This is a genomic window from Alloalcanivorax dieselolei B5, assembly GCF_000300005.1.
Taxonomy (GTDB): Bacteria; Pseudomonadota; Gammaproteobacteria; order Pseudomonadales; family Alcanivoracaceae; genus Alloalcanivorax; species Alloalcanivorax dieselolei.
In genome coordinates, this window is record NC_018691.1 from 1,425,381 (window position 1) to 1,451,043 (window position 25,663).

Here is a 25,663-nt window from a genome sequence, read left to right on the forward strand (position 1 = left end):
AACCCCTCTCCCCTCGAGGGAGAGGGGAGACAAGATCAACCTTTCTATACGGTCCCCTCTCCCTTGAGGGGACCAGCGCAGCGCAGAACAGCCGCTAGGCTGGCCCCGAAGGGGTGAACCCTTCAGGGTGAATAAGGGGCCGAGGGAGAGGGTGAGACCAACTCAATACCGCCCCTCTTCACGCAACACTTCCTCGATCGGGCGCACTTCAATCGTGCCCAGCCGCGCCGACGGCCAGCCCTGGGCCAGGCGCAGGGCTTCCTCGAAATCCCGTGCTTCGATCAGGAAAAAGCCACCCAACTGCTCCTTGGTTTCCGCGAACGGACCATCGGTGACGGAGACCTTGCCGCCACGGATGCGGGTGGTTTTGGCCCGGTGCGCGCTTTGCAGCGCGTGGGTATCGACCAGGTGGCCCCCGGCGCGCAGGGTTTCCACATAGTCCAGCGTTTCCTGACGCAGCGCCTGCCATTGTTCCGGCGTCAGATCGGTGAGGGCGTGTTCCGCTTCATAGGCCAGACAGAGAAATTTCATTTTTTATTCCTATGGGATGCCGTTAGCACTGAAGAATGGAGGGGCGCTGCACAAATGTTCCAGACGTGTCCCCGCCCGGGGCTGTATTGATGATCAATTCCAATAATCTGTAATAATGACGCCACGGGGCGAATCCGCCCCAGACTGTGGCAAGGAACGGCAATGACGTCCACCAATTGGGTTGATCTGTCCCGCGATCCGGAAACCGGGATCGAGAGTTTGCGCGCCCATTTCGAAGGCCACGCCTACGACCCGCATTGGCATGACACCTATGCCATCGGCCTCACCGAACAGGGCGTGCAGCGGTTTCATCTGGGGCGCACCCGCCATGAGAGCACGCCGGGCAAAGTGATTCTGCTGGAACCCGGTGATGTCCATGACGGCCATGGGCCGACGCCGGAAGGCTTTACCTACCGGCTACTGTACATCGATCCGCAATGGCTGCATCAGCGATTGGGCGGGCTGTTCGAACAACGCCCCGATCATTATCGCATGGCGTTTCAGGACGCCATGAGCAGCGACGTGCGGCTGGCCCACGCCATCGGTACCGCCTTTGATGTCATGCATCACGGCGATTTTCGCATCACCCGGCAGGCGGCGTTGGATACGTTGTTGGAGCGGTTGACCTGCCATGTGCAATGGCGGCGACGCCCGCGGCCGAGCCCGGCGATGCCGTTGCTGGCGGCGAAAACGCGGGAATTCCTGCACGCTCATATCGCCGATGACATCGGCATGGACGACGTGGGGCGGGCGCTCGGCTGCGACCGTTTCCGTATCACGCGGGCCTTTAAAGCCGCGTTCGGTATGTCGCCGCACGCCTATCTGGTGCAACTGCGTCTGGTCGGCGCCCGCCGCCTGCTGGCCCGGGGCGAGACACCGGCGGAAGTGGCGGCGGCCACCGGGTTCGCTGACCAAAGCCATCTCGGGCGCTGGTTCCGCCGCGCTTATGCGATGACGCCGGCCTATTACCGCAATCGCTGCTCAAAGCTTCCAGACTGACGGCGGCCGCCACGCGACGATAGCCCTCCCATCTGGTTAAGGGTTGGTGTCATGGAATCCCTGGTCGCGTTTTTTCTGTTTGCCTTTGTCGCCTCGATCACGCCCGGTCCCACTAACGTGCTGGTGATGAGCAACGCTTCCCGCCATGGCTGGCCGGCGGCGCTGCCCATGGTGATCGGCGGCTGCGCCGCCGCCGCCACCATCGTGCTGCTGGTCGGCAGCGGCCTGACCCGCTCCCTGGCGGAGCACCCGCAGATCCAGCGGGCCATCGCCTGGATGGGTGTTGCCTGGCTGAGCTGGATGGCCTGGCGTCTGTTCCGCAGTGATTCCCTTGGTGACGACGAACGGGCGCTTGGCCGTGGCCGGGGATTTACCGTGGCCGCGACCTTGCAACTGGTGAATCCGAAAGTGTGGATGATGGCGCTGGCGGTCATGGGCGTGTTCGTCACCCCCGGCGCCGGGCAAGGCGGTCGCGTGGCCCTGTTGTCACTGATCTTCTTTCTGGTGGCGCTGCCGTGCATGGCGACCTGGGCCTGGCTGGGCGTCAAAGCCGCGGCCTGGACTCGCTCGCCGGGGCGCCTGCGCTGGTTCAATCGCGCCATGGCGGTGCTGTTGCTGTTCACCGCCTGGTCCACGGTGGTGGATATGCCGCTGCTGTGAGAGCGCGCCGGAGGCCATTCGAGCCTGGCCGATCAGACCCCGGATGAGGCATACTTCGCGACGCTCCTCACGATAGACAGTGTCAAGTCATAGCCTGGAAATACTCCAAATGATGGACTGGATCCCTATAGTCTTCCTTACGTTCAAGGTTGCCGTGTTCGGCACGGGCATGTTCTTCGCCATCAAGTGGCACTACGATAAAGGGAAGAAGAAAAAAGAAAATAACGAAATCAGCCGGCGGTAAGCGCCCGCCGATAAGGGCGGTGGACGCGGTTTTCCATCCTTTGGCGTCAGGCGTTATGCCCCAACCGCCGCAGCCGCTGCAACAGCACGCAAGACACCAGCGCCGCCGTCAGGTTGTACAACATAGCAACGACGAACGCGTCCACATGGGCGGCGGCCGGATTCGCCGCCGGAGCGGCCCGCAAAGTGCCGAGGAACAGCATGCCCATGGCGCACACGCCGAGGGCGGCGCCTACCTGTTGCAGTGTGGAGATCACGCCGGAGGCCATACCCGCCTGTCGCTGCGGCACCACTCCCAGAACCAGATTCAACAACGGCGTCATTACCAGGCCCTGGCCAAAGCCCACCGCGATCAATACCGGAATCCACCAGGCCAGCAGGCCACCCTCCGCTGTCCACTTCACCTGCACGATCAGTAATCCCAGGGACACCGCGTAAAGACCACCGCCGGCCACCAGGGTGGCGGTGCCATAGCGCGATACCCAGCGTGACGCCAGCAGCGACGACGCCATGAAACCGGCGCTGGCCGGCGCGAACAGCGCCCCGGCCTGGAACGGATCCAGCCCCAGTCCGGTTTGCACCAGCAGCGCGAAGCACAGGAAGAAGGAACTGGAGGTGGAATAAATCAGCGTGACCAGCACACAGCCCAGCGCGAAAGCCGGTTGCCGCAGTAACGTCATATCCACCAGCGGCACAAGTCCCCGGCGTTGCCGACGACGTTGCTGAAGACTGAATTGCGCCAGCAGCAGGCCGGACAATGCCAGGGCGCCCCAACTCCACAGCGGCCAGTGCCGGGCCGGGCCTTCCAGCAGTGCCACCAGCAACAGCGTCAAACCGGCCGCCACCAGCAGTACGCCGGCACCATCCAGATCCGGCCGCTGCTCCAGGCGGGATTCGGCCACGCGCCCGCCGAACATCAGTGTCAGCAGACCAATGGGGAGATTGACCAGAAAGATGGTGCGCCAGCCCAGACCGGCCAGGTCCAGGTGCACCAGCCAGCCGCCCAGCACTTGCCCGGCAATGGCCGCCAACCCCAGTGTCATACCCAGCCAGGCAAACGCCCGGCGCTGAGTGTCGGCGTCGTAGAGCACGCGCAGGGACGTGTAGATTTGCGGAAAGAGCAGAGCGGCGGCACCGCCCTGAAACACCCGGGCGGCGATCAGCGTTTCCGCCGTGGGGGCGACGCCGCACAGCAGCGAGGCCAGGGTGAAAAGTGCCATCCCCCAGAGGTACAGACGCCGCCGCCCGAAGCGGTCGCCGAGACGGCCGCCGGTGATCAACAGCGCGCCGAAGGCCAATTCATAGCCGGCCAGCACGAAGCCGATTTGCGCGAAACTGGCGCCCAGGTCCCGCTGCATGCTGGGGATCGCCACGTTGACCACGAACAGATCGAAAATGGTGACAAAACCGCCGAGCAACAACACCGGCAGGCCGGGAATGCCCTTGCCATGGGAAAGGGACGAAGCAAGTGGGGAACGGGCCGCCATCATGGTCTCCTCTTATGGGTGAAGGGGAGGTATTCTGGCGGCCTTTTATCGCATTACAATTTAGCTATTTATTCTATTACAAGAGGTAACCCCCATGGCCACGCCAAGGCTGCAACGCACACGCCGGGAACTGGCCGCCTTTCTGCGCGCCTGCCGGGAGGCGATCACTCCGGAGCAGGTGGGGCTGGCGGACAGTGGACGCCGGCGCACGCCGGGGTTGCGCCGCGAGGAAGTGGCCACGCTCGCCGGGGTCGGGGTGACCTGGTACACCTGGCTGGAGCAGGGGCGGGAGATCGGAGTGTCCGCGCCGGTGCTGGAACGTATCGCCCGGGTGCTCAAACTGGACGGCGCCCAGCGCCGCCATCTGTTTTTGCTGGCGCAGAACCGGCCGCCGGTGGAGCCGGGCAAAACCTGGTGCTCGGTGCCGCCGCTGGTGCGGCGTTTGATGGACGACTGGCCCGACCATCCGGCTTACGTGCTCAATTTGCGTTGGGATGTGTTGGCCTGGAACGCGGCGGCCCAGACGTTGTTTGATTTCGAACAGCGACCGGCGGGGCAGCGCAATCTGCTGTGGCTGTTGTTCACCGCCGAGGATCTGCGCGGCGTGTTCGTGAACTGGGCCGAACAGGCGCCGCGCATGCTGGCCAGCTTCCGCCGTGATTTCGTGCGCGCCACCACCGATCCCAGCATCACCGATCTGGTCCGGCAACTGGAGCGGACCTCGCCGGAATTCCGCCAATGGTGGCCCTGCCAGGACGTGCAAGCGCCGTGCATGGGCAGCCGGGAATTGCTTTGCGATGGACAGGTCCGGCGTTACCAGCACACCACCCTGATCGTGGACGAGGATCGTCATCTGCGTCTGGTGGTGTACGCGCGGGACGAACAGTAGAAGGCTTAGCGCCGGGGCGCGGGGCGCAGGCGTTCGCCGATTACCGTTTCCAGCCAGTGGGAAAACACCTGGAAGCGGTGCGAAAGATGCAGGCGCTGTGGATACAGCAAGGTGATGTCCATGGGCTCCGCCCGCCACTCGGGCAGCACTTCGCGGAGCAGGCCGTTGTCCAGATCCTCGCGCACGTCGTAGGCCGGCACCTGGATCATACCCAGCCCGGCCCGGCAGCAGGCGATATACAGTTCGGTGTTGTTCACCGCCACCGCGCCGGGTATCTCCACCTGGTGGTATTCGCCATCGCGCAGATACTCCCAGGGCTCGGGGCGGCCCTGGCTGGGCGCGATATAATGCACCGCCTGATGTGACCGGAGCTCTTCCACCGTACGTGGTGTACCGTTGCGCCGCAGGTACGCCGGGCTGGCGCAATTGATCAGTTCCAATTGCCCCAGCGGCCGGGCGATCAACGAGGAATCGGCCAGCGGGCCGACGCGAATGACACAGTCCACCGCTTCCTGCACCAGGTCCACCTGGCGGTCGGCCACGCACAGATCCACCTTGATATCCGGATAGCGGTCAAGAAAGGCCGGTAGCGCCGGAGCCAGCACCAGCCGGCCAATACGTGCCGGCACATTGACGCGGATGCGCCCGGCCGGGGCCTTGCCGGGGCGGAACAGCTCCTCGGTTTCTTCGTAATCGGCAAGCAGCCGCACGCAACGATCGTAGAAACGATGCCCTTCCTCGGTGACGGTGACCTGGCGGGTAGTGCGATGCAGCAGCCGCGCGCCGACACGCTGTTCCAGCGTTTTGATCGCGCCGGACACCGACGAGCGCGGCAGCGGCAGAGTCTCCGCGGCACGGGTGAAGTTGCCGCAGTCCACCACGCGCACGAAGATCCTGAGTAGCTCCAACCGGTCCATGGCATGCCTCCATTGTTCGTCTGATCTGACCGATAGAGAGGAATATACCGTGCTTGTGTCCTTGTTGACGATCAACGCCATGGGGGCGTGGCCCGGCTGGCAAGGTTTTCGGCTACACCGCCGGTTCCGGCACGGCGGCCATGCGGCGGGCCCCTATCAGTAACGCCGCCGTCAGCAGCCCGGCGGCGCCGGCCACCGCCATGGCGAGATGAAAACCGCTGCCCAGGGCGGCGGTCAGTTGGGTGGCGATATCGTTCAGTTCCGGTGCCGGCGTGGCGCCGGTGACGGCCTGTCGTGCCAGCACCGGGTCGCCGCTGGCGGCGCTCAGATGACGAATTGCCTGTGTGCTCATCAGACTGCCCATCAGGGCGATCCCCACCGCCATGCCGGTTTGCCGCAGGGCGTTTATTACCGCCGAAGCGATGGCCGCCCGTTCCGGCGGCACGGCGTTCATCACAGCCAGTCCGGTACCCGGCACGGCCAGCCCCATGCCGGCGCCAAGCAGGGCGAACAACAGTCCCACCCACCTATAATCAGTGGTGGCGTCCAGCAACACCATTAATGTCATGGCGCCCCCCATCAGCAGGTAACCGGCGATCAACAGAGACGACAGGGTGAAACGTTGATGCAGCCGACCGAACAGTATCGACGCCAGACCGGACAGCACGAATTGCGGCATCATTCTCAGTCCGGCCTCGGCGGGACCATAGCCCTGGATGCGTTGCAGAAACAGCGAGAAGAAAAACAGGCTGCTGTAAGCGGAAAAGCCGAGCACGAAGGACGCCACATTGGCGCGGGAAAACTCCCCATGGCGGAACAGGGCCAGGGGCAATACCGGACGCGCCACTCGGCTTTCCACCCAGACAAAGGCGACCATACCCAGCAGGGCGGTGAGCAAGGCGTAGCGGGGCAAGGCATGCGTCCAGCCGTGTTCGCCAGCGGCGATCAGGCCGAAGGTCAGCGCGCCCAACGCCAGCACGGCCAGCAATTGACCGGCCGGGTCCAGGGCGGCGTGCCGCGGATGCCGCCGCTCCGGGATGCTGATCCCGCCCAGTACCAGCACCGCCACGCCCAGCGGCAGATTGAGCAGAAAAATGCTCGGCCAGCCCACGGTATCCACCAGCACGCCGCCGAGCAGGGGGCCGATGATCAATGAAAGCGCGCTGAATGAGGACAGCCCGCCAATGGCGTGGGCCCGTGAGCGCGGATCGGGGAAGGCATGGGACAGGATTGACAGGGCGCCGGGAATCAGCAGCGCGCCGGCCATGCCCTGAGCAACCCGACCCACCAGCAAGACGGTCAGATTGGGAGCCAGGGCACACAGCCCTGAGCTGACGGTGAATAGCGCCACGCCGGCCAGCCAGCAGCGTTTGTAACCATAACGGTCACTAAAAGGACCGGCGGAGAGCATAAACGCGGAGAGGCACAGGGCATAGGCGTCGACAACCCATTGCAGACCGGCCAGATCGGTGTTCAGAGCGGTCTGCAGGGTAGGCAGTGCCATGTTGACGATACTGATGTCGAGTACGGCCATGAAGGTGGCCAGATAGACGGCGGTGACCAGGGCGAACCGGCGCGAAATCATGGGAATTCCCTTTTGAGAATGAATCTTGTTCGTGCAGTCTAGTGATTGACTGACCGTCGGTCAATTGCCTGGCGCTGCGAATCCCTAGGTCCCGTGTTGACGACCCGGTACACTGGCACCGTCGTCATCCGCAGATGGCGAATCGGATCGGAAGAAGGAAGTCTCTTGAACACCAAGCAACGGCAGCGGCAGGTGAAGCCCGCTGAAGTACGTCTCGATGAGCTGGTAACCGCCGCCCAGGCATTGTTTCTCGACAAAGGCGTGGACGCCACCACGGTGGGGGACATCGTCGAGCGGGCCGGCGTGGCCAAGGGGACTTTCTATCATTATTTCAACGCCAAGACCGATCTGCTCCCGGCCCTGCGTGAGCGCTTCACGCATCGCTTCCTGGAGCGCGTGAGTGCCGCTGTGGAAGCCTGCGGTGTGGACGACTGGCCCGGTCGTCTGACCGCCTGGTTCACCAGCAGCCTGCACGCCTATCAGGTCGATTTCCAATTGCACGATCTGGTCTACGCCGGCCACCACCATGACCGGGACAACCCGGATCTGGACGCGGTGGTGGGCCAGGTGGAAGCGATTCTTCGCGACGGCGGCGACGCCGGCGCCTGGCCGGTATCCGACTGGCAGCGGTTGGCAACCATGGCCTACTGGAGCATGCATGGTCTTGCAGATGCCGCTATTGCCCGCGGTGGCGTGGACAGCGACGAACTCGGCGCTTTTCTCAGCCGCCGCTTCCTGGCCATGCTCAGAGGCGTGGAGAACTGACTAGCGCTGTTCGCCGAAAGGCCGGTACAACGGTCGGCGGCTGAGGACTTTCAAGCCGTCGGGACCGCTTTCCAGCAACCGGTATTCCTCGCTCGCCACCTGGACTGTCAACCGGTAGCCGGCGGCTTCGGAGAAGCAGCCATGCACTTGTTCCATGGCCGCCCGGGCGTCGGCGCCATCGGTTTCGAAATGGCCCAGCAGCCGGCCTCGGTGATGGATGGTCAAACGGTACTGCGTCATTGCTTTTGCTCCCACTGATCCCGCCACTGAGTCATCAGCCGTCGTGCCGCCCGAACCAGAGAGTGGCCGTGTTCCGCGGCGTCCCGGCGCAACTGTTCCAGATCAATGCCGGCCCCCGACAGTTCCAGGGTGTGGCCGATCAGCCAGCTCTCCAGCCGTGCCGGGTCCGCTTCGATGTGAAACTGCAGGCCCAGAGCGTGGTGGCCGACGGCGAACGCCTGGGTCGGGCAAGGCGTCGTCGTGGCCAGGCTGGGCACCGCGGCCGGCAATTGAATCCGGTCGCCGTGCCAGTGCAACACCGGCACGTCTTCCAGAGCGGTCAGTGGCGAGGCCTGGCCGGCGTGGGCCAGTTGCACCGGCGCGAAGCCGATTTCCTTTTCCGGCATGGCGCTGACCCGGCCGCCCAGGGCCCGGGCCATCAATTGCGCGCCGAGACAGATGCCGAGCAACGGTTGCCGTTGTCGCAGACGTTCGCTGATCAGGGCCAGCTCGGATTGCAGATACGGATAGAGACGGTCGTCGAAAGCGCCGATCGGACCGCCGAGTACGATCAGCAGGCCAGGCGGGGCATCGAATAAATCCTCGAGGGTATCCACGCCGATATCGCGGTATTGGATTTGCCAACCCCATTCGCGCAGCAGCGGTTCGAGCGTGCCGAGATCCTCGAAAGCCAGATGGCGCAGGGCCACGGCGGTGTTCATCGTCATGGGGTTTGCTCCGCTTGCGGTGTGGGAGAAGAAGCCGCGTCCGGCCAGTAGTGACTGTCGGGCAGGGGACGCGCGCCGAAGATGGCTTGACCGACCCGAACCACGGTGGCGCCTTCCTCGATGGCGGTTTCAAAGTCGCCGGACATGCCCATGGATAAGTGCGTCAGGTCGATCCGGTCCGGCGCGTTCTGGCGCAGCCGGTCCCGCAACTGGCGCAACCGCGCGAAGCAGGCGCGTACCCGGTCGGTGTCGGACGACCACAACGCCAGGGTCATCAGGCCTCTGACCCGCAGGCAGGAGAACGGCGTCAATGCCTTCAGAAATGGCGCCACCTGATTCGGCGCCAGGCCATATTTGCTGTCCTCGCCGGAGGTGTTCACTTGCACCATGACGTCCAGGGCACGGCCTTCCTGCTGCAACCGGCGTTCCAGTGCCTCGGCCACCCGTACGCTGTCCAGGGCCTGGAATTCACTGGCGAAACGGGCCACGTAGCGGGCCTTGTTGGTCTGCAGATGGCCGATCACCGACCAGCGCAGATCGGTCAGATCCGCCAGCGTCTGATGTTTATGGCGGGCTTCCTGAACCTTGTTCTCACCCAGTTCCCGGCAACCGGCGGCGTAAGCCAGCCGGAGCCGTTCCACCGCCACGGTCTTGCTCACCGGCAGCAGGCGCACCGTGGCCGGGTCCCGGCCGCACTGGTTACAGGCATCGTCGATGCGCCGGCGCACCGACGCCAGATTGGCGCGAATCTGCGCCACTGTTGCCGCCGGAGGGTAGGGCGAAGGGGGCGTGTGGGTTGGGTCTGGTGTCATCACCGGGCTCCCATGGGCACTTGGAGGGCGCTCAGTCTATAATTGTCACAGGTCAAAATCCATATTGTCATAGGACAAAAAATGGCGATTACAGGACAAAGCGCGGCGGAGATCGTCGACAGCGTGCGCGCCGAGGTGCGAAACGGTGCCCTGGAACCGGGCCAGGCGCTGCCGCCGGTGCGGGAACTGGCGGCCCGGCTGGGTGTGAACCGCAACACCGTGGCCGCCGCCTACAAGCGGCTGGTGGTCATCGGCGTGGCGGAAACCCGGGGCCGGCTGGGGACGCTGATTCGCGAGTCGGCGGCGCCGGGCCCTCGGGAAGGCGCTGCGCCGGACTCGCCGTTGATCGATCTCGCCAGCGGTAATCCGGACCCGCGCTGGTTGCCGGACCCGCGCGCCCTGGCAGCGGCGCTGTCCGGGCAACCGCGCCTGTATGGTGAACCGCCGGTGTCGCCCCGCTTGGCGGCCCTGGCGAAGCCCTGGTTCCGGGACGTGCCCTGTCCAGACCCGGTCCTGACCGTGACCCACGGCGCGGTGGACGCCATCGAACGGTTGCTGACCGCCCATCTGGTGCCCGCCGATCCGGTGGCGGTGGAAGATCCCTGTTTCCTCAGCAGCATCCATACGCTGCGACTACTGGGTCTGCGTCCCATGGGAGTGCCGGTGGATGACGAAGGGATGACCGTGGACGGCTTGCGCCAGGCCCTCGCCAGCGGTGCCCGAGCCGTGCTGTGCACACCGCGTGCCCACAACCCCACCGGATGCAACCTCAGCACAGACCGGGCCGCGGCATTGCGCCAGGTGCTGGCCGAATATCCGGACGTGCTGGTGATCGAGGACGATCACTTCGCCCCGTTGTCACGGGCGGCTTATCAGCCACTGGCGTCGTCGCGGAGCCGGCATTGGGCGCTGGTACGCTCGGTATCAAAGTGTTTTGGACCGGATCTGCGTCTGGCGCTGGTGGTCAGCGATGAGGACAGCGCCCGCCGGCTTGGCCAGCGGCTGGCCTCCGGTACCGCCTGGGTCAGTCATTTGCTGCAGGATATGGTGGCCTCGTGCTTGGAGAGCAGCGCGGTAATGGCGCGGGTGACGGAAGCCGCCGCCGATTACCGGCGTCGCCGGGACACCCTGTCACAAGCCCTGCGGGACCAGGGACTGTGCCCGTGGGACGGTGATGGATTCAATCTGTGGGTGCCATTGCCGGGGCCGGCGGCGGCGGTCACCGCGGCGCTGGCTCGGCGGGGTTGGCTGGTGCGCGATGACCGGCCTTTCCGTCTTGGCGCCGGCGCCGGCGCTTTGCGCGTCACAGTGACTGGACTGGAGCCGGAGGTGGCGCGCCATTTCAGTGCGGATCTGGCGCGGGTGCTGGCGGCCGGCTGATCAGGGCATCCCAGCCAGCCGTCCACCTCTGAGTTCGCCATGGACGGTGGCGCCAATATCTGATCAGACGTAGCCCAGGGTAAAGCGCTGATCCCGGTGTTGTGGCTTTTCCAGTTCGTCGATCATGGCCACCGCGTAGTCCTGTACCGAGATGCGGCTGTGACCGTCCTGGTCGGTGATCAGCTGGTCGCCGCCGAGCTGAAATTGGCCGGTGCGCTCGCCGGGGAAGATCTCCGCCGCCGGGGACAGCATGGTCCAGGTCTGTTCGCTCTGGCTGCGCAACAGCTCCAGAGCCGCTTTGGCGCCCTGGGCGGTGGCCTTGTACTGCTCCGGAAACTCCGGCGTGTCGAACAGCAGCTTGCCGGGGGCCACTTCCAGTGAAGCGGCCCCGCCGACGATCAGGAAGCGCTTGGCGTCGATGCTCTCCAGGGCGCGCAGGATCGATTCCACGCCCTTGATGTAGTAGCCGTAGACGTCGTCCTGGGCATGCCCGCTGAACGCACTGATCACCGCGTCGTAGCCGGCCAGCACCTTGGCCAGGGCGTCGCTGTCCATCACGTCCGCTTTCGCCGGCGTCAGATTGTCGTGTTGCGGCAGCCGTTCCGGGTGGGTGACCACGGCGGTGACCCGATGGCCCCGTTCGAGGGCCTCGTTGAGCAGGGCGGAGCCGATGAAGCCACTGGCGCCAATCAATGCAATGTTCATAACCAACTCCTTATGCGGAAGGGATTGCTGGAAAACAAAGCCATGGTGGCATCGGCGATTGATTTGAAAAACAGCCCAATCAATAATTCAGTGTTTTCAAATTGATAACAATGGGGCTGGCCATGGCCGCCGTGGAAGATCTCGACTACAACAGCCTGCCGGTATTCATCGCCCTGGTGGAAGCGGGCAGTTTCACCGCCGCCGCCGAGCGCCTGGGGTGCACCAAGACCCGGGTCAGCTTGCAGATACGCCGCCTCGAAGAGCGCCTGGGGCAGACTCTGTTTCATCGTACTACCCGGCAGGTGCAGCCGACCCAGGCCGGTGAGGCGCTTTATCGGCGCTGCCGGCCGTTGTGGAGTGACCTGGAAGCGGCACTCGGCGATCTGGAAGAAGACCGGCGGGCCCTCACCGGCGAACTGCGAATCACGGCCCCCGAGGACTACGCCATGCAGGCCCTGGCGCCGGTGGTGGCGGCGTTCGGTGCCGAGCACCCGGAATTGCAGGTGGAATTGCGCGGCGGTGACCGGATCACCGACATGGTCCGGGAAGGCATTGATGTGGCCATCCGCCTGGGCTGGCTGCGGGATTCCACGTTGCGTTCCAGCCTGCTCGGTTATTTTCAACAATGGTTGATGGCGTCGCCGGACTATCTGCGGAGGAAGGGCACACCGACCTCGCCGGCGGAACTCAGTGGCCATGACTGGGTTGCCTTCATGCCGCTGCGCTCGCCGTTGACCTGGACCTTCCGTAAAGGCGAACAGCAGTGCCGGGTACAAATGCAGGCCCGGCTGCGCACTAACGCCACCGGTGTCCTGCGGGAAATGCTGGCGCGCGGCGCGGGTCTGTCGGTCATGGCGCAGCCCAGCGCGGAAGCGGAGATTAGCGCCGGCCGTCTGGTCCGGGTGCTGGCGGACTGGCAACTGCCGGACGGCGGCATTTACGCGGTCTATCCGCCGGGGCGCTACATTCCCGCCCGGGTACGGGCGTTCGTCGATGCCTTCCGAGCCTCCCGGCAGGATACGGCGGCGCGGCATCAGCAGCACAATCAGGAGAACCCGAAATGAGTTACAACGAGAGCTTCGCGGCACCGGAACCGGAACGCCGGGAAATCGATGCCGGCAGTGGCAATCTGGTGCTGGAATTCGGCACGCCCTGGTGTGGTCACTGCCGCGCCGCGCAACCGCTGATCCGCGAAATTCTGGAGCACGCCGACACCGACCATATCCGGGTGGAAGACGGCCGGGGCCGGCGGCTGGGCCGCTCGTTCCGGATCAAGCTGTGGCCGACGCTGATTTTCCTGCGCGACGGTGAGGAGATGGCGAGAGTGGTGCGCCCCACTGACACTGCCGTGATCCGCGAGGCGCTGGCGCGACTGGAAGGGAACGATTAATCGATGGTGTGGGCATCGTGACACTGGAGGGTGTGCTTTAAAGTAATGAACGTATGTTGTCTGCATTGTGGACGTATTCCGGTTTCTTAAATTGCCTCCAATTAAAGCTAAATACAAAGTAAACCTCGGCACGGAGCCGGTCGCGCTCCGTGATTATAAAGATGATAAGACGAGGTTGGCCGCGAAAGAAATAGACATTCCCTTCTGATCTCAAATTCCGAACCTTTCTTTCCTGCGTGTACTGACGCGCATGGGCTTCTTTGTGCAAAAAATAAGGTGATAAATGAACATTCATAAAAGAACCGAAACGCTGATTCTTTCCAGTGTGATGCTGGGAGCCATGGGGTTTGCCAATGCGGCACAGGCGGATGAGCTGGATGCCGATTTTTATGGACTATTGGACCTTTGGGCTGGAAGCATACAAAAACCCGCTGATAATGGTGATACGTTGCAATTGGCGGGAGGTGGCATGTCCACCTCTTTTCTCGGGGTACGTATTGACTACCCTCTGAATCAAAAAGTCGCGGTTTTCGCCCAGGCGGAAATGTTTGTGCGCCCTGATACCGGTGAGGATGGCCGCTATAAAAATGATGAGTTCTTCGGCAGGCGGGCACTGATCGGTGCCAGTGGCGATTTCGGTATTATCAAGGCCGGTCGTACCAAATCGCCTTATTTTCTTTCCACGGTTTTCACCAACCCGCACAAGGACTCTTTCGCGTTTTCCCCCATTATACTGCATACCTATAACGCGGGTAATGGTGGCGCGCTAATGGGGGATACCACCTGGAATAATTCCCTGAACTATAAGTCGCCGACCTTGGCGGGTTTGAGCGCCAATGTTGTTTACGCCTTCGGTGAGCAGGAAGGCAAGGCCAGCGAAAACAAAGTGGGTGGCAATATTGTTTATCGGAATGGACCTGTCCTTGCCACGGTGGCCGCTCAACGTATTCGGGAAGGAGCGCTCAATAGTGGTGGCGGCGCTGGAGAGCGGGGGGCGTTACCGGACGCCACCGACCAGGATGCCTGGATGGCTGGCCTGGCCTACGATTTCGGAGTTATGACGGTATTTGGTCAGTATCAGGCGCTTTCCACGGACACCTTGGCGGGGGATGTGGATGTCGACAGTTACGCCGCGGGTGTTGCCGTGCCGGCGGGACCTGGTGCGCTGCTTGCTTCCTATGCCCACTCCGACTACCGCGGTGTCATGGATGACGAGCGTGATACCTGGAGTGTCGGCTATGACTATATTGTCAATAAACAACTCGATCTCTACGCCATGTATCTGCATGACGATCAGCAGCGTGTGGGTAGTGGCAAGACCTATGGGGTCGGGGCGCGATTCAAGTTTTAATGCCGTCTGAATCCGATCGCCGATACCCTGCGGGACGTCACGGGAGTGACGGCCCGAAGGGTGACTGCCATGGACGGCAGGGCATAAAAAAAGCCCGGCATAGCCGGGCAAAGTAAGGAGTTCTCACGGCATCGAGCGTCTCAAGGGAATGCCGAATCAGCGCGTGTCGTCAGTCGTTTTTGAAACCGAAAAGCTCGGCCGGATTGTCCACCAGGATACGCTGGCGCTCCTCGGCGTCCGGAGCGTAGCGATACAGCAACTCCAGCAGTTCCGCGTCGTTGGGGGGCGGAGTCTTGGACAGCGGATGCGGCCAGTCGCTGGCCCAGATCACGCGATCCGGAGCCGCGTCGATGTAAGCACGGGCGATCGGCAGGACATCATCCCAGGGCGCCCCTTGGTGGGATATCTTTTCACCCAGCGACAACATGACCCAGAAGTTGCCCTTTTTAAGCAGTTCAATGGTTTTTATTACATTGGGATCGTCCACGCCGAGGGCGGCGTCGGCACGGCCCAGATGGTCGATGAGGACGGGGATGTCCAGGTTTTCGTACAGCGACACACTGTCCAGGATGCCGTCTTTCTCCGGCTGTATCTTGGCGTACCATCCCAGCTCCCGCAGCCGGTCGGTGGCACGCTGGAACTCCTGTGCGGACAAGCCCACGCCCAACTCCTTACGGAAAGTGAAGCGAGCGCCACGCACTCCGGCATCATGCAGTTGCTCGATATAGCCGTCGTCCCGCTCCTTTAGTGCAATGGCGTTGGCGCAGCCACGGTAGTCAGGGCCGGCCTTCTTAAGTGCATCGATCACCACCTGGTGATCAGAACCGTAAGTGGTGGCTTGCACCACCACGCCGCGTTCGATGCCGAGGGCCCGATGCATTTTCAAGGCAGCGTCGATGGTGGCCGTGGGCATCTCAAAGCGGGCGCCGGGACGAATTGGGTAGGTCACCGGGTCCCCGAATACATGGAACTGCGAATCGCAGGTGTTGGCCGGTGGTGGCTCCGACGGTGCCCGCGGAGCGGGATTGAAAGGGTAATAATCAGGCATGGAAGTTCCTTGATACACGGGTCAACGGGCCGTTAGGGGAACGGCCAAGAAGCAACACGGTCTGGTCTCAATCGTTACGGCTGATAACCGCCAGGACGTCGCACTGGATCAAGAACTTGGATGCGACGGGGTTCTGTATGGCATGACGGGCTGGCCGTGAGCGGGGATCCGGAAACATGTTCAGCCATTGCGCGTTGAGCACATCACGCTGGCTGCGATCTTGCATCCAGACCGTCATTTTCAGAATATCGTCGGTACTTCCACCAGCGGCTTCGACGATATTGCGAACGTGCGCGAACATGTACTCGCATTGGGTTTCCAGGTCCGCCCCCAGCTCACCGGTTTGCGGGTCAGTGCCATTGATGACGCCGGTGGCTATCAGGTCACCGATGCGGCTGGCTGCCGGGATTGGATTACTATGCTGAAAGCCGGCGCTATGGACGCTCTGGCGTGACATAAATTCTTTCTCCAATTAAGACGAGGGGTGAATCCACCGCTTCAGCGGTGGATATCGTTCTCTTTGATCAACGTGCTCCAGCGCTCGTATTGCTGCTCCAGGAAATCCTGGAACGCCGGTACGGTCATCGCTCGTGCCTCGGTACCGGCGGTGTCGAACTTTTTGATCACATCCGGGTCGGCGAGAATTTTGTCGAGCGCCTGGTTGAGAGTGTCGACAATGCCTTCCGGGGTACCGGCGGGCGCGAATAAACCGGTGAAGGTTTCCGAGACTGCCTGTTCGTAGCCCAGTTCCTTCAAGGTGGGCACGTCCGGCAATGTGGGCAGCCGTTCGGGAGACGTTACCGCCAGCGCTTTCAGTTTTCCGCTGGTGATGTATTGCTTGGCGACACTAAGCTGATCGAAGTTGAAATCCACGCGACCGCCGAGCAGATCGGTGGTGGCCGGGGCATTGCCTTTGTAATGCACGGTGAGCCATTCGGTGCCCAGAAGGCGCTGCATCATTTCGCTGATCAGATGGTTCTGGGTGCCAGCGCCGGGCGAGGCCATGATCAATTCACCAGGCTGGGCCTTGGCTTTTTCGAATAACGCTTTGGCGCTGTCCACTTTCAGTTCGGGATTGATTTGCAGCACCAGCGGCACGAATGAAATCGAGCCGATGGGGGAGAAATCATTGCGCCAGAAATAGGTATCTTTACGGAACAGCAGAGGACTGAAAAGTACCGGGCCATTGGGGGCCACGAACAGGGTGTAGCCGTCGGGCTTGGCTCTGGCCACATGAGAGGCCGCGATCATGCCGCCGGCGCCGGCGCGATTTTCCACCACGAACGGCTGGCCGAATTCCTTTTCCAGACTATCGGAGATGATGCGGGCGGCCAGGTCCACATTACCGCCGGGCGGATAGGGCACCACCAGATGCACTGGTTTGCTGGGCCAGTCCGCGGCATGGGCGCCGACGGTCAGGCATAACAGCACGAACAGTTCGGTCAGACGTTTAAACAAGCGCATATTTTTATTCTCCTTTTTGAACCTGGCGCATTTCAGCGCGCTGGCGTCCAAGTCAAATGATGAGCCGTTACTTTCCGGAATTCGGCGCCGCGGCATCAACCGTTAAATAGCACATATGTCCATATCGTGGACTGTTGGCGTTCATCAAATGATCCGCGCCATGGTGAAAAAAACCGGTTATAGCCGCCGACGGAATTAGGCGGCGAATTCGCTTATACTGAAAAAGTCCACATAATGGACTCTGTGGTCCGCGCTCTGTTGACCGTTCAAGGGGATGTTCATAGCTTCGTGAAACCCGATCAACGGCCCGTCGACCGTCAGGAGAATAATATGCAAATCGACACGAGCTCCCTGTCACCACAGGAATGCTATCGTCTGATCAGTGGGATCGTCGTACCCAGGCCGATTGCCTGGATCACTTCCCAATCCCTTGAAGGGCTGGTCAATCTTGCGCCTTTCAGCTGTTTTACCTTCGTTTCCAACAGTCCGCTGATGGTCGGCATCAATATTGGCCGCAAGGCCGGTCGGGAGAAGGATACGGCGCGCAATATCCGCGCACTTGGTGAATTCGTCATCAACATCGCTGATTGGTCCATGGTGGAAGATGTGCACGCCAGCGCGGTGGAATACGAATCCCATGAGAGCGAAGTAGAGAGCCTCGGGCTCGCGGTGATGCCGTCGGAGACGATCGTGCCGCCGCGCCTGATGATGACGCCGATCAGCCTGGAGTGTCAGCTGCACAGTGTTACCGCCTACGGCAATACCGGGGCCGAGTTTTTCGTGGGGGAGGTGGCCCGGGTGCACATTGATGATGCCCTCTACGAGAACGGCCGTATCGATACCCGCGTGCTACAGCCGGTGTGCCGTATCGCCGGCGCCAACTACGCCACTCTGGGTGAGATCCGTGAGCTGCAGCCGGTCTCGCAAACGCCCAAGACCATTATCGAGAGTCGGCCGTGAACGACAACGACGATACTCGTCCGCCGGTGCCTCCATTCGGTGATCCGGATAAGAGCAGCGGTGACGCCAGCGAGGAAGGAAAGACCCAGGGGGCGCGTAGTATCCGCCGGGCGGTATCGATTCTTCGCATCCTCGCCACCGGCCAGGAGCAAGGGGTCCGGATCACCGATATTGTTCATCAGACCGGCCTTAACCGGCCCACCGTGCATCGCATTCTGCGGGTACTGATCGAGGAAGAAGCGGTGGAGCAGGACCCCGGCACCCGTCGCTACATGGTGGGTCCGGAGGTCTCTCTGTTGGGTTTGTCGCGTACCGCGCGGGTACCGGTCAAATCCGTGGCGGAGCCGTATTTACGCCACATCGCCGAACAATGTGGCGACAGTGTCTTTCTTACCATCCGCAGTGGTTTCGACACCATCTGCGTGGATCGCAAGACCGGTAACTACCCGGTCAAAGTACTCTCCATCGAGGTTGGCGCACGGCGCCCGCTGGGTGTCAGCGTCTCCGGTCTGGTGCTGTTGGCATTCGCTGATGAAGACGATGCTGAGCAGGTCATGCTGGGAAATGAGCAGCGTCTTGCCGGCCATCAACTGGATCTGGCGGAGGTGCGTCGTCGCGTCAGGGAAACACGTTCCCTCGGCTACGCCTATACCGACGTGGGGGTGGTGCCAGGAACCCGCGCTTTGGCGCTGCCGGTGTTCGGCGCCGACCACCAACCGGTGGCGTCGGTGGCGGTATCGGCAATGGCGGATCGACTTACCCCGGAACGCGTGGCGAGTCTGGTGCCGTTGGTGCGCCAGCAAACCGAGTTGATCGCCAAACGATTGACTGAACTGCAGAGCCGACGTTAAGCGCGGCGTCGAACCGAACCAGGAGTGAATCATGACCATCGCGACCATGCGCCCGCGCGGGCGCCCCTTGCTGCGCGCTTCGGTTGATCCAAGCGACAACACCGTGGACCTGGGCGTCGTCCGTCCGGCTTCCCGGTTGCAGTGGGACCGGCCCGTGACCGGTGCCGTCTACGGCTGCCTGCTGAATTTTCAATGTGAACTGGATCAACTTGGCGAGCGTATTCACCAACCCCCCTACAACGGTCCGCCAACCGGGCCAGTGGTGTATGTGAAGACGCCAAATACCCATATTGCTTCCGGCGTACCGGTGCCGATTCCGGATGATGTGCGGCAGGTGCGCGTGGGGCCGGCTCTTGGTGTGTTGATCGGCGAGACGTTGTGTCGTGCCAACGCCGATCAGGCACGAAGCGCGATTGTCGGCTACACGGTGGTTAACGATATCACCGTGCCCCACGACAGCCTGTTCCGGCAGCCGCTCAAGCACAAATGCCGTGATGGCTTCTGCCCGATCGGCCCCTGGCTGGTGGACGCGGACGACCTGCCGGATCCCGCCACGCTGACCATGCGCGCCTATGTAAATGGTGAGTGCCGTCATGAAAGCCGCCTGGATCAACTGGTGCGTCCGGTGGCCACGTTGCTCGCCGACATCTCCGATTTCACCAGCCTTTACCCCGGTGATCTGGTACTTGCCGGCGTGCCCACCGGGACGCCACTGGCTGGCGCCGGTGACACGGTGGCGGTGGAGATCGACGGCATCGGCCGTTTGGAGAATCCCCTGGTAAGGGAAACGGACTGGCAGGAGAGCGCGTCATGAAACAGGCTCGCGTGGCCTTTGAAGGCAAGATTCAACAAGCCTGGGAAGACCAGGGCAGGGTGCGGCTGGCGGATGGCCGTCATGTGGATGAGAGCGAGGTGGTATGGCTGCCGCCGGTGGTGCCGGGCACGATCCTGGCGCTGGGATTGAATTACGCCGATCACGCCGCGGAAATCGCTTCCCAGACGCCGGAGGAGCCGATGGTGTTCCTCAAGGGCGCCAACACCCTGGTCGGACATCGGGCGTTCACGCCGCGCCCCGCCGACGCCACCGTCATGCACTATGAGTGCGAACTGGCCATCGTCATTGGCAAACCGGCCAGGCGCGTGCCCAAGGCGAGTGCCTACGATTACATCGCCGGCTACACCGTGGCCAACGACTATGCGGTGCGTAATTATCTGGAAGGGTTCTACCGGCCTAATTTCCGTATCAAAAGCCGTGACGACTGTACCCCCCTCGGGCCCTGGCTGGTGGACGTGGCCGACATCCCCGACCCGATGAACCTGCGGCTGACCACCCGTGTCAACGGTGAAACCACCCAGGAAGGCAATACCAGGGACATGATCTTCGACGTGCCTTTCCTGATCGAATATTTCAGTGCCTTCATGACCCTCCAGCCCGGTGACCTGATTCTGACCGGTACGCCCAAGGGCACGGTGGACGTGCGCCCCGGCGATGACGTGGTCACCGAGATCGAGGGCATCGGTGCTCTGCACAACACCATTATCGAAGGCGCCAAGCGCGCCGGCGCGGTTTGAGGAGAGAATAATGCTTAGTCAGGACGCGATCCGGGATGCGGCTCAACGGCTGGATCAGGCGGAAGCCGAACGCGGTCAGATTGACCATCTGACCCTGCAGTACCCGGACATGGGTTTCGAGGACGCCTACGCCATCCAGCGTCAATGGGTGGACATGAAAGTCGCCCGTGGTCGCCGCGTGCTCGGCCATAAGATCGGTTTGACCTCGCGGGCCATGCAGCAATCGGCGCGTATCGATGAGCCGGACTACGGCGTGCTGCTCGACGATATGTTTTTTGAAGACAACGGTGAAATCGCGGTGGACCGCTTCATCGTGCCGCGTCTGGAAGTGGAGTTGGCGTTTGTTCTTGCCCGGGACCTTTCCGGCCCGGACTGCACCGTGCTTGATGTGATGCGCGCCACCGAATACGTGGTGCCGGCACTGGAAATCATCGACGCCCGGGTGCGTCAGGTGGATCCCGGTTCCGGGGCGCCGCGCAAGGTGTTCGACACCATTTCCGACAACGCCGCCAATGCCGGCGTGGTGATGGGCGGGCGTACCGTGCGACCGTTCGATGTGGACCTGCGTTGGAGCGCGGCGGTGTGCAGCCGCAATGGCATGGTGGAAGAGACCGGTGTCGCCGCCGGTGTTCTTGGTCACCCGGCCAAGGGGATCGCCTGGCTGGCCAACAAGCTGGCGCCCCACGGCGTCACTCTGAAAGCCGGACAGATTGTGCTGGCGGGTTCCTTTACTCGCCCGGTGGCGGTGTCCAGCGGCGATACCTTCCATGTCGATTATGGGCCACTGGGCGCCATCGGACTTCGGTTCGTATAAGGAGGTGGCCGTGCAAATTCCCGTTAATGGTTTCAAGAAAGCGCTTGTTGAAGGCCAGTCACAGATTGGTCTGTGGTGTGCCCTGGCCGGTGGCTACGGCACGGAGATCAGCGCCGCCGCCGGTTTCGACTGGCTGCTGATCGATGGTGAACACGGGCCTAACGACGTACGTTCCATCCTCGCCCAGTTGCAGGCGGTGGCACCGTATCCGGTGCATCCGGTGGTGCGGCCGCTCAATGGCGAGTCCGATACGCTCAAACCCTTGCTGGATGCCGGTGTGCAGACCCTGCTGATTCCGATGGTGGAAAGCGCCGATCAGGCACGCCGTGTCGTCGCCGCCACCCGCTATCCGTCCCTTGGCCATCGTGGCGTGGGCGCCGGCCTGGCAAGGGCGTCGCGCTGGGGGCGGGTGTCGGACTATGTCCATCAGTGCGAGCAGCAGCTGTGCGTTCTGGTGCAAGTGGAAAACCGCGCCGGTCTGGACAATCTGGAGGAGATCACGGCGGTGGAGGGCGTCGATGGCGTCTTTATCGGTGCCGCTGATCTGGCCGCGGACATGGGCTATCTCGGTCAGCCCGGCCATCCGCGAGTGAACGCCGCGGTGCTTGACGCCTTCGCGCGCATTCAGGCCGTGGGCAAACCCGCCGGAGCGCTCACCGTCAACGAGGAACTGGCGCACGCTCATTTGCGCGCCGGCTGCCGATTCCTTGCCGTGGGGGCGGACGCGACCCTGCTGGCACGGGCCACGGATACGTTATTGCGACGCTTCAAATCACCGGATGGCACTTCGTCGTCCCAGGCTGGTGTTTACTGATACGGTTATTGATAGCAGGCGCACAGGGCGCCATCGCAGGAGGAGAATAACAAATGGCTCGTCCCTTTAACGGGTTGCAGATCGGTGCCGCCGCGCTGCTGGCGCTACTCGGTCTCTTCATCATCTGGCAAGGCAGCGATTATTCGATGGGGTCGTTGCGTCGTATGGGACCGGGATTTTTCCCGGTCATGATGGGTTCGGTGTTGTTGCTGTTCTCTCTGCTGGTGGTGTGGGAGGTGAGGCGCGAGGAGAAGCAGGAGAATCTCTGGGTGCCCCGTCCGATTCTGATGATCTGCGCCGGTTTCATCGCCTTTGCCGCCTTGCTGGAGAGCGTTGGCCTGGTGCCGGCTACTCTGGCGCTGGTGATCCTGGTATCGCTTGCCGAAAAACCGGTACGTCCTGTGGCGACGGTGGCCACGGCAGCGGGCTTGTGCGTGCTCGGTGTGCTGGTGTTTCTCTATGGCTTCGGCATTCCGGTTGCCGCGATTCAATGGTGAGCTGATGGATATTCTTCATAATCTGGCATTGGGCGCCGAGATCGCGTTTTCTCTTGAGGGCCTGCTGTTCTGTTTCGTGGGCGTGTTGGTGGGCACCTTCGTTGGTGTGCTCCCGGGCGTCGGCCCGTTGGCGGCGATCTCGCTGGCGTTGCCTTTGACCTACTATTTGTCGCCATCGATCGCCCTGATCATGTTGGCGGGGATTTTCTATGGCGCTCAATATGGCGGTTCCATCGCCGCCATCCTGTTGAATCTGCCCGGCACTGCCTCGGCGGCGGTGACCTGTCTGGATGGTAATCAGATGACCAAGCAGGGGCGAGCCGGGGTGGCCCTGTTCACCGCCGCTATCTCCTCGTTCAGCGGCGGCATCATCGCTATCTTCATGGTGCTGGGCTTCACGCCGTTGATTGCCTCCTTCGCCATGGATTTTGGTGCGGCGGACTACTTTTCGATCATGCTGCTGGGGCTGGTGGCCGCGTCCACGCTGTCGGTGGGATCACCGCTCAAAGGTATGACCATGGTCGTTCTGGGTATTGCCCTGGGGTTGGTGGGTACCGACGAGACTTCCGGCGCGGAACGGTTCACCTTTGGCGTGCTGGCGTTGTCCGATGGTATCAGTCTGGTGGCGCTGGCCATGGGCCTGTTTGGCGTCGGCGAGATTCTGGCCAATCTGGGACAGGAGAGGCGCGCGCCGCTGAAGACCGGTGGTTTGACGTTCAAATCGATGTTACCCAGGCGTGACGAATGGCGTGGGCTTTGGAAAACCATCCTGCGCGGTTCCGGCATTGGTGCCTTCGTCGGCGCCTTGCCCGGCTCCGGTCCCGCCATCGCTGCCTTCATGTCCTATGCCGCGGAGAAGAAACTGGCCAAAAATCCGGATGCGTTTGGCAAGGGGGAAGTGCGTGGCGTGGCGGCGCCGGAATCCGCCAATAACGCGGCGGTGCAGGCGGCCTTCATTCCCACCTTGAGTCTGGGTATTCCCGGTGATGCGGTGATGGCGGTGTTGTTGGGCGCCATGATTTTACACGGCATTTCCCCTGGCCCGATGCTGGTGACCAGCGAACCGGAGATGTTCTGGGGCTTGGTGGTGAGCTTCGGGGTTGGCAATATCATGCTGCTGCTGCTCAATTTACCCTTGATCCGGGTATGGGTGCGGATGCTGTCGATTCCCTATCATGTGCTGTATCCGGCGATGCTGTTCTTCATTTGTATCGGGGTGTATTCGGTACGCTCAAGCGTATTTGATATCTATACCACGCTGTTGTTTGGCGTGGTCGGCTATTTTCTGATTCGTCTGCGTTACCCGGCGGCCCCTCTGCTGTTGGGCTTTATTCTCGGGCCCATGATGGAAGTGCACTTCCGTCGCGCCTTGTTGTTGTCGCGAGGTGATTACATGGCTTTCCTGGAAAGCGTGCCGAGCACCGTGTTCCTGGTCCTTTCCCTGCTCTTCCTGGTGCTGCCGATCTGGTCGGCAGTGCGTAAGCGGGGTGCAGGCGTCGCCGTCGAAGGAGAACGATCCGATCATGCGTAATAACTTTATTGATGGCGTCTGGCTTCCTGGTTTCGACGGGCGGCGCAATATCAATCCATCGGACACCGCCGATGTCATTGACGAGTACGCCCAGGCGGACGAGGCCCAGACCCGTCAGGCGGTCAGCGCCGCCCGTCGTGCCTTTCCCGGCTGGAGCCGTTGCGGCATCCAGGCCCGCGCCGATGCGTTGGATTTCATCGGTTCGGAACTGCGGGCGCGCCGGGAAGAACTGGGCCGGCTGCTGTCCCGGGAAGAGGGCAAGACACTGCCGGAAGGTATCGCCGAAGTGACCCGCGCCGCGCAGATTTTCCGCTTCTTCGCAGGCGAAGTGGTACGTTCCGGCGGCGAGACGCTGCCATCGGTGCGGCCCGGTCTGGATGTGCATGTCACCCGCGAACCGGTGGGTGTGGTGGGGATTATCACGCCTTGGAATTTTCCTATTGCCATTCCCGCCTGGAAGATCGCCCCGGCGCTGGCTTACGGCAATTGCGTGGTGTTCAAGCCCGCCGACCTGGTTCCGGGTTCCGCCTGGGCGCTGACGGAAATCATCAGCCGCAGCGGTTTACCCGAGGGGGTATTCAACCTGGTGATGGGGCGCGGCAGTGTGGTTGGCCAGACCCTGTTGGAAGAGACCGGAGTGGATGCCATCTCCTTTACTGGATCGGTGAATACGGGGCAGCGCGTGATGGCCACGGCCGGTGCCCGTTTCGCCAAACTGCAATTGGAGATGGGTGGCAAGAATCCGCTGGTGGTGCTTGCCGATGCCGACCTGGACCAGGCCGCGGAAGTGGCCGTGCAGGGGGCCTATTTCTCCACCGGCCAGCGTTGCACCGCCTCCTCCCGATTCATTGTGGAGAAAGCAATCTACTCCCGTTTCGTGGATGCGGTACAGCAACGGTTGGCGGGCCTTAAGGTGGATCATGCGTTGGAATCGGGTACCGACATCGGCCCGGTGGTGGACCAAAGCCAGCTCGATCAGGATCTGGATTACGTCGCCATTGGCCGTGACGAAGGCGCCCGCCTGGTCCATGGCGGCGAGCGCCTGAACCGCGCCAGCGAAGGTTTCTACATGGCTCCGGCGTTGTTCGCCGACACCGATCCCGCTATGCGTATTGCCCGTGAAGAAATTTTTGGGCCGGTGGCGTGCGCCATCCCGGCGGATAATTACGAGCATGCGCTGATGTTGGCCAACGACTCACCGTTCGGTTTGTCCGCCGGCATCTGCACCACTTCGCTCAAGTACGCCAGCCATTTTCGTCATCACGCCGAGGCCGGCATGGTGATGGTCAATGTGCCCACCGCGGGAGTGGATTACCATGTGCCTTTTGGCGGCCGCAAAGGTTCCAGCTACGGCTCGCGGGAGCAGGGCCGCTACGCGGTGGAGTTCTTCACCACCGTTAAGACCGCCTACGTCGCGCCTTGAGCTGTTCTGATCCGGCGCTCTTGGGTAG

General features: G+C 62.4%; 29 protein-coding genes. 18 read left to right on the forward strand and 11 right to left on the reverse strand.

The annotated features are described in order from the left end of the window. Positions 1-162: 162 nt before the first annotated feature. Complete coding sequence (locus tag B5T_RS06560) at positions 163-531, reverse strand: YciI family protein (protein ID WP_014993699.1); 369 nt, start codon at positions 529-531, stop codon at positions 163-165. Positions 532-693: 162 nt separating this feature from the next. Here B5T_RS06560 and B5T_RS06565 point away from each other — a divergent pair, with 162 nt between their 5' ends. The 3 genes from B5T_RS06565 to B5T_RS23730 all read left to right on the forward strand — a co-directional run bounded on the left by B5T_RS06565 (position 694) and on the right by B5T_RS23730 (position 2,434). Then, positions 694-1,530, forward strand: a complete 837-nt coding sequence (locus B5T_RS06565; RefSeq protein ID WP_014993700.1) for an AraC family transcriptional regulator — start codon at positions 694-696, stop codon at positions 1,528-1,530. A 51-nt stretch (positions 1,531-1,581) separates the two neighbouring features. Then, positions 1,582-2,190: a LysE family translocator gene (locus tag B5T_RS06570; protein ID WP_014993701.1), complete on the forward strand. Its 609-nt coding sequence runs from the start codon at positions 1,582-1,584 to the stop codon at positions 2,188-2,190. A 109-nt stretch (positions 2,191-2,299) separates the two neighbouring features. Continuing rightward, positions 2,300-2,434, forward strand: coding sequence for a hypothetical protein (locus B5T_RS23730; protein WP_014993702.1), 135 nt, complete (start codon positions 2,300-2,302; stop codon positions 2,432-2,434). A gap of 46 nt (positions 2,435-2,480) precedes the next feature. On the opposite strand, the gene B5T_RS06575 is transcribed toward B5T_RS23730, so the two are convergent. Next, positions 2,481-3,920 carry an MFS transporter gene (locus B5T_RS06575; protein WP_014993703.1) on the reverse strand — a complete coding sequence of 480 codons (1,440 nt, stop codon included), beginning with the start codon at positions 3,918-3,920 and terminating at the stop codon, positions 2,481-2,483. 94 nt (positions 3,921-4,014) lie between these two features. On the opposite strand from B5T_RS06575, the gene B5T_RS06580 reads away from it, so the two are divergent. Further along, complete coding sequence (locus B5T_RS06580) at positions 4,015-4,809, forward strand: helix-turn-helix transcriptional regulator (RefSeq protein WP_014993704.1); 795 nt, start codon at positions 4,015-4,017, stop codon at positions 4,807-4,809. Between the two features lie 5 nt (positions 4,810-4,814). Here the strand turns inward: B5T_RS06580 and B5T_RS06585 are convergent, their stop codons facing one another. Then, positions 4,815-5,726, reverse strand: a complete 912-nt coding sequence (locus B5T_RS06585; protein WP_014993705.1) for a LysR family transcriptional regulator — start codon at positions 5,724-5,726, stop codon at positions 4,815-4,817. A gap of 112 nt (positions 5,727-5,838) precedes the next feature. Further along, on the reverse strand, positions 5,839-7,311 hold the full coding sequence (locus B5T_RS06590) for an MFS transporter (RefSeq protein WP_014993706.1): 1,473 nt from the start codon (positions 7,309-7,311) through the stop codon (positions 5,839-5,841). Between the two features lie 165 nt (positions 7,312-7,476). Here B5T_RS06590 and B5T_RS06595 point away from each other — a divergent pair, with 165 nt between their 5' ends. Next, positions 7,477-8,076, forward strand: coding sequence for a TetR/AcrR family transcriptional regulator (locus B5T_RS06595; RefSeq protein ID WP_014993707.1), 600 nt, complete (start codon positions 7,477-7,479; stop codon positions 8,074-8,076). Here B5T_RS06595 and B5T_RS06600 read toward each other — a convergent pair whose 3' ends face one another. The 3 genes from B5T_RS06600 to B5T_RS06610 are packed head-to-tail and all read right to left on the reverse strand — an operon-like array spanning position 8,077 to position 9,835. Next, the gene (locus tag B5T_RS06600) at positions 8,077-8,316 is read right to left on the reverse strand and encodes a hypothetical protein (RefSeq protein WP_014993708.1); all 240 of its coding nucleotides are present in this window, start codon (positions 8,314-8,316) and stop codon (positions 8,077-8,079) included. Beyond that, positions 8,313-9,023, reverse strand: coding sequence for a glutamine amidotransferase (locus tag B5T_RS06605; protein ID WP_014993709.1), 711 nt, complete (start codon positions 9,021-9,023; stop codon positions 8,313-8,315). Before B5T_RS06605 ends, B5T_RS06600 begins: the two co-directional genes overlap by 4 nt. Further along, a complete protein-coding gene (locus B5T_RS06610) occupies positions 9,020-9,835 on the reverse strand; it encodes a YggS family pyridoxal phosphate-dependent enzyme (protein WP_051015451.1) in 816 nt (271 codons plus the stop codon). Before B5T_RS06610 ends, B5T_RS06605 begins: the two co-directional genes overlap by 4 nt. 81 nt (positions 9,836-9,916) lie before the next feature. On the opposite strand from B5T_RS06610, the gene ptsJ reads away from it, so the two are divergent. Then, positions 9,917-11,215, forward strand: coding sequence for a MocR-like B6 salvage transcription factor PtsJ (ptsJ, locus tag B5T_RS06615; RefSeq protein WP_014993711.1), 1,299 nt, complete (start codon positions 9,917-9,919; stop codon positions 11,213-11,215). Positions 11,216-11,278: 63 nt separating this feature from the next. Here ptsJ and B5T_RS06620 read toward each other — a convergent pair whose 3' ends face one another. After that, on the reverse strand, positions 11,279-11,920 hold the full coding sequence (locus B5T_RS06620) for an NAD(P)-dependent oxidoreductase (RefSeq protein ID WP_014993712.1): 642 nt from the start codon (positions 11,918-11,920) through the stop codon (positions 11,279-11,281). 122 nt (positions 11,921-12,042) lie between these two features. Here B5T_RS06620 and B5T_RS06625 point away from each other — a divergent pair, with 122 nt between their 5' ends. The 3 genes from B5T_RS06625 (at position 12,043) to B5T_RS06635 (ending at position 14,661) form a co-directional block, all read left to right on the forward strand. Further along, complete coding sequence (locus B5T_RS06625; protein WP_051015581.1) at positions 12,043-12,984, forward strand: LysR family transcriptional regulator; 942 nt, start codon at positions 12,043-12,045, stop codon at positions 12,982-12,984. Beyond that, positions 12,981-13,310 carry a thioredoxin family protein gene (locus tag B5T_RS06630; protein WP_014993714.1) on the forward strand — a complete coding sequence of 110 codons (330 nt, stop codon included), beginning with the start codon at positions 12,981-12,983 and terminating at the stop codon, positions 13,308-13,310. Before B5T_RS06625 ends, B5T_RS06630 begins: the two co-directional genes overlap by 4 nt. A gap of 283 nt (positions 13,311-13,593) precedes the next feature. Continuing rightward, positions 13,594-14,661 carry a porin gene (locus B5T_RS06635; RefSeq protein WP_014993715.1) on the forward strand — a complete coding sequence of 356 codons (1,068 nt, stop codon included), beginning with the start codon at positions 13,594-13,596 and terminating at the stop codon, positions 14,659-14,661. Between the two features lie 169 nt (positions 14,662-14,830). On the opposite strand, the gene B5T_RS06640 is transcribed toward B5T_RS06635, so the two are convergent. The 3 genes from B5T_RS06640 to B5T_RS06650 form a co-directional block, all read right to left on the reverse strand. Further along, positions 14,831-15,709 (reverse strand): amidohydrolase family protein, encoded by an 879-nt coding sequence (locus B5T_RS06640; protein ID WP_014993716.1) that lies wholly within the window; start codon positions 15,707-15,709, stop codon positions 14,831-14,833. Positions 15,710-15,776: 67 nt separating this feature from the next. Further along, entirely contained in the window at positions 15,777-16,166 is a 390-nt protein-coding gene (locus B5T_RS06645) for a RidA family protein (RefSeq protein WP_014993717.1), read from the reverse strand. Between the two features lie 41 nt (positions 16,167-16,207). Beyond that, complete coding sequence (locus B5T_RS06650) at positions 16,208-17,173, reverse strand: Bug family tripartite tricarboxylate transporter substrate binding protein (protein WP_014993718.1); 966 nt, start codon at positions 17,171-17,173, stop codon at positions 16,208-16,210. A 330-nt stretch (positions 17,174-17,503) separates the two neighbouring features. Between B5T_RS06650 and B5T_RS06655 the strand changes: the two genes are divergently transcribed. The 9 genes from B5T_RS06655 to B5T_RS06695 are packed head-to-tail and all read left to right on the forward strand — an operon-like array spanning position 17,504 to position 25,635. Then, positions 17,504-18,133 (forward strand): flavin reductase family protein, encoded by a 630-nt coding sequence (locus B5T_RS06655; RefSeq protein ID WP_014993719.1) that lies wholly within the window; start codon positions 17,504-17,506, stop codon positions 18,131-18,133. Beyond that, on the forward strand, positions 18,130-18,984 hold the full coding sequence (locus tag B5T_RS06660) for an IclR family transcriptional regulator (RefSeq protein ID WP_014993720.1): 855 nt from the start codon (positions 18,130-18,132) through the stop codon (positions 18,982-18,984). The genes B5T_RS06655 and B5T_RS06660 overlap by 4 nt, the downstream gene beginning before the upstream one ends. 31 nt (positions 18,985-19,015) lie before the next feature. Further along, positions 19,016-19,798, forward strand: coding sequence for a fumarylacetoacetate hydrolase family protein (locus B5T_RS06665; RefSeq protein ID WP_014993721.1), 783 nt, complete (start codon positions 19,016-19,018; stop codon positions 19,796-19,798). Continuing rightward, positions 19,795-20,556, forward strand: coding sequence for a fumarylacetoacetate hydrolase family protein (locus tag B5T_RS06670; RefSeq protein WP_014993722.1), 762 nt, complete (start codon positions 19,795-19,797; stop codon positions 20,554-20,556). Before B5T_RS06665 ends, B5T_RS06670 begins: the two co-directional genes overlap by 4 nt. A gap of 10 nt (positions 20,557-20,566) precedes the next feature. After that, positions 20,567-21,370: a 2-oxo-hept-4-ene-1,7-dioate hydratase gene (hpaH, locus tag B5T_RS06675; RefSeq protein WP_014993723.1), complete on the forward strand. Its 804-nt coding sequence runs from the start codon at positions 20,567-20,569 to the stop codon at positions 21,368-21,370. A gap of 10 nt (positions 21,371-21,380) precedes the next feature. After that, positions 21,381-22,184 (forward strand): 4-hydroxy-2-oxoheptanedioate aldolase, encoded by an 804-nt coding sequence (gene hpaI / locus B5T_RS06680; protein WP_014993724.1) that lies wholly within the window; start codon positions 21,381-21,383, stop codon positions 22,182-22,184. Positions 22,185-22,237: 53 nt separating this feature from the next. Beyond that, the gene (locus B5T_RS06685; RefSeq protein WP_014993725.1) at positions 22,238-22,681 is read left to right on the forward strand and encodes a tripartite tricarboxylate transporter TctB family protein; all 444 of its coding nucleotides are present in this window, start codon (positions 22,238-22,240) and stop codon (positions 22,679-22,681) included. 4 nt (positions 22,682-22,685) lie between these two features. Then, the gene (locus B5T_RS06690; RefSeq protein WP_014993726.1) at positions 22,686-24,212 is read left to right on the forward strand and encodes a tripartite tricarboxylate transporter permease; all 1,527 of its coding nucleotides are present in this window, start codon (positions 22,686-22,688) and stop codon (positions 24,210-24,212) included. Then, positions 24,205-25,635, forward strand: coding sequence for an aldehyde dehydrogenase family protein (locus B5T_RS06695; RefSeq protein WP_014993727.1), 1,431 nt, complete (start codon positions 24,205-24,207; stop codon positions 25,633-25,635). The genes B5T_RS06690 and B5T_RS06695 overlap by 8 nt, the downstream gene beginning before the upstream one ends. Positions 25,636-25,663: the final 28 nt, after the last annotated feature.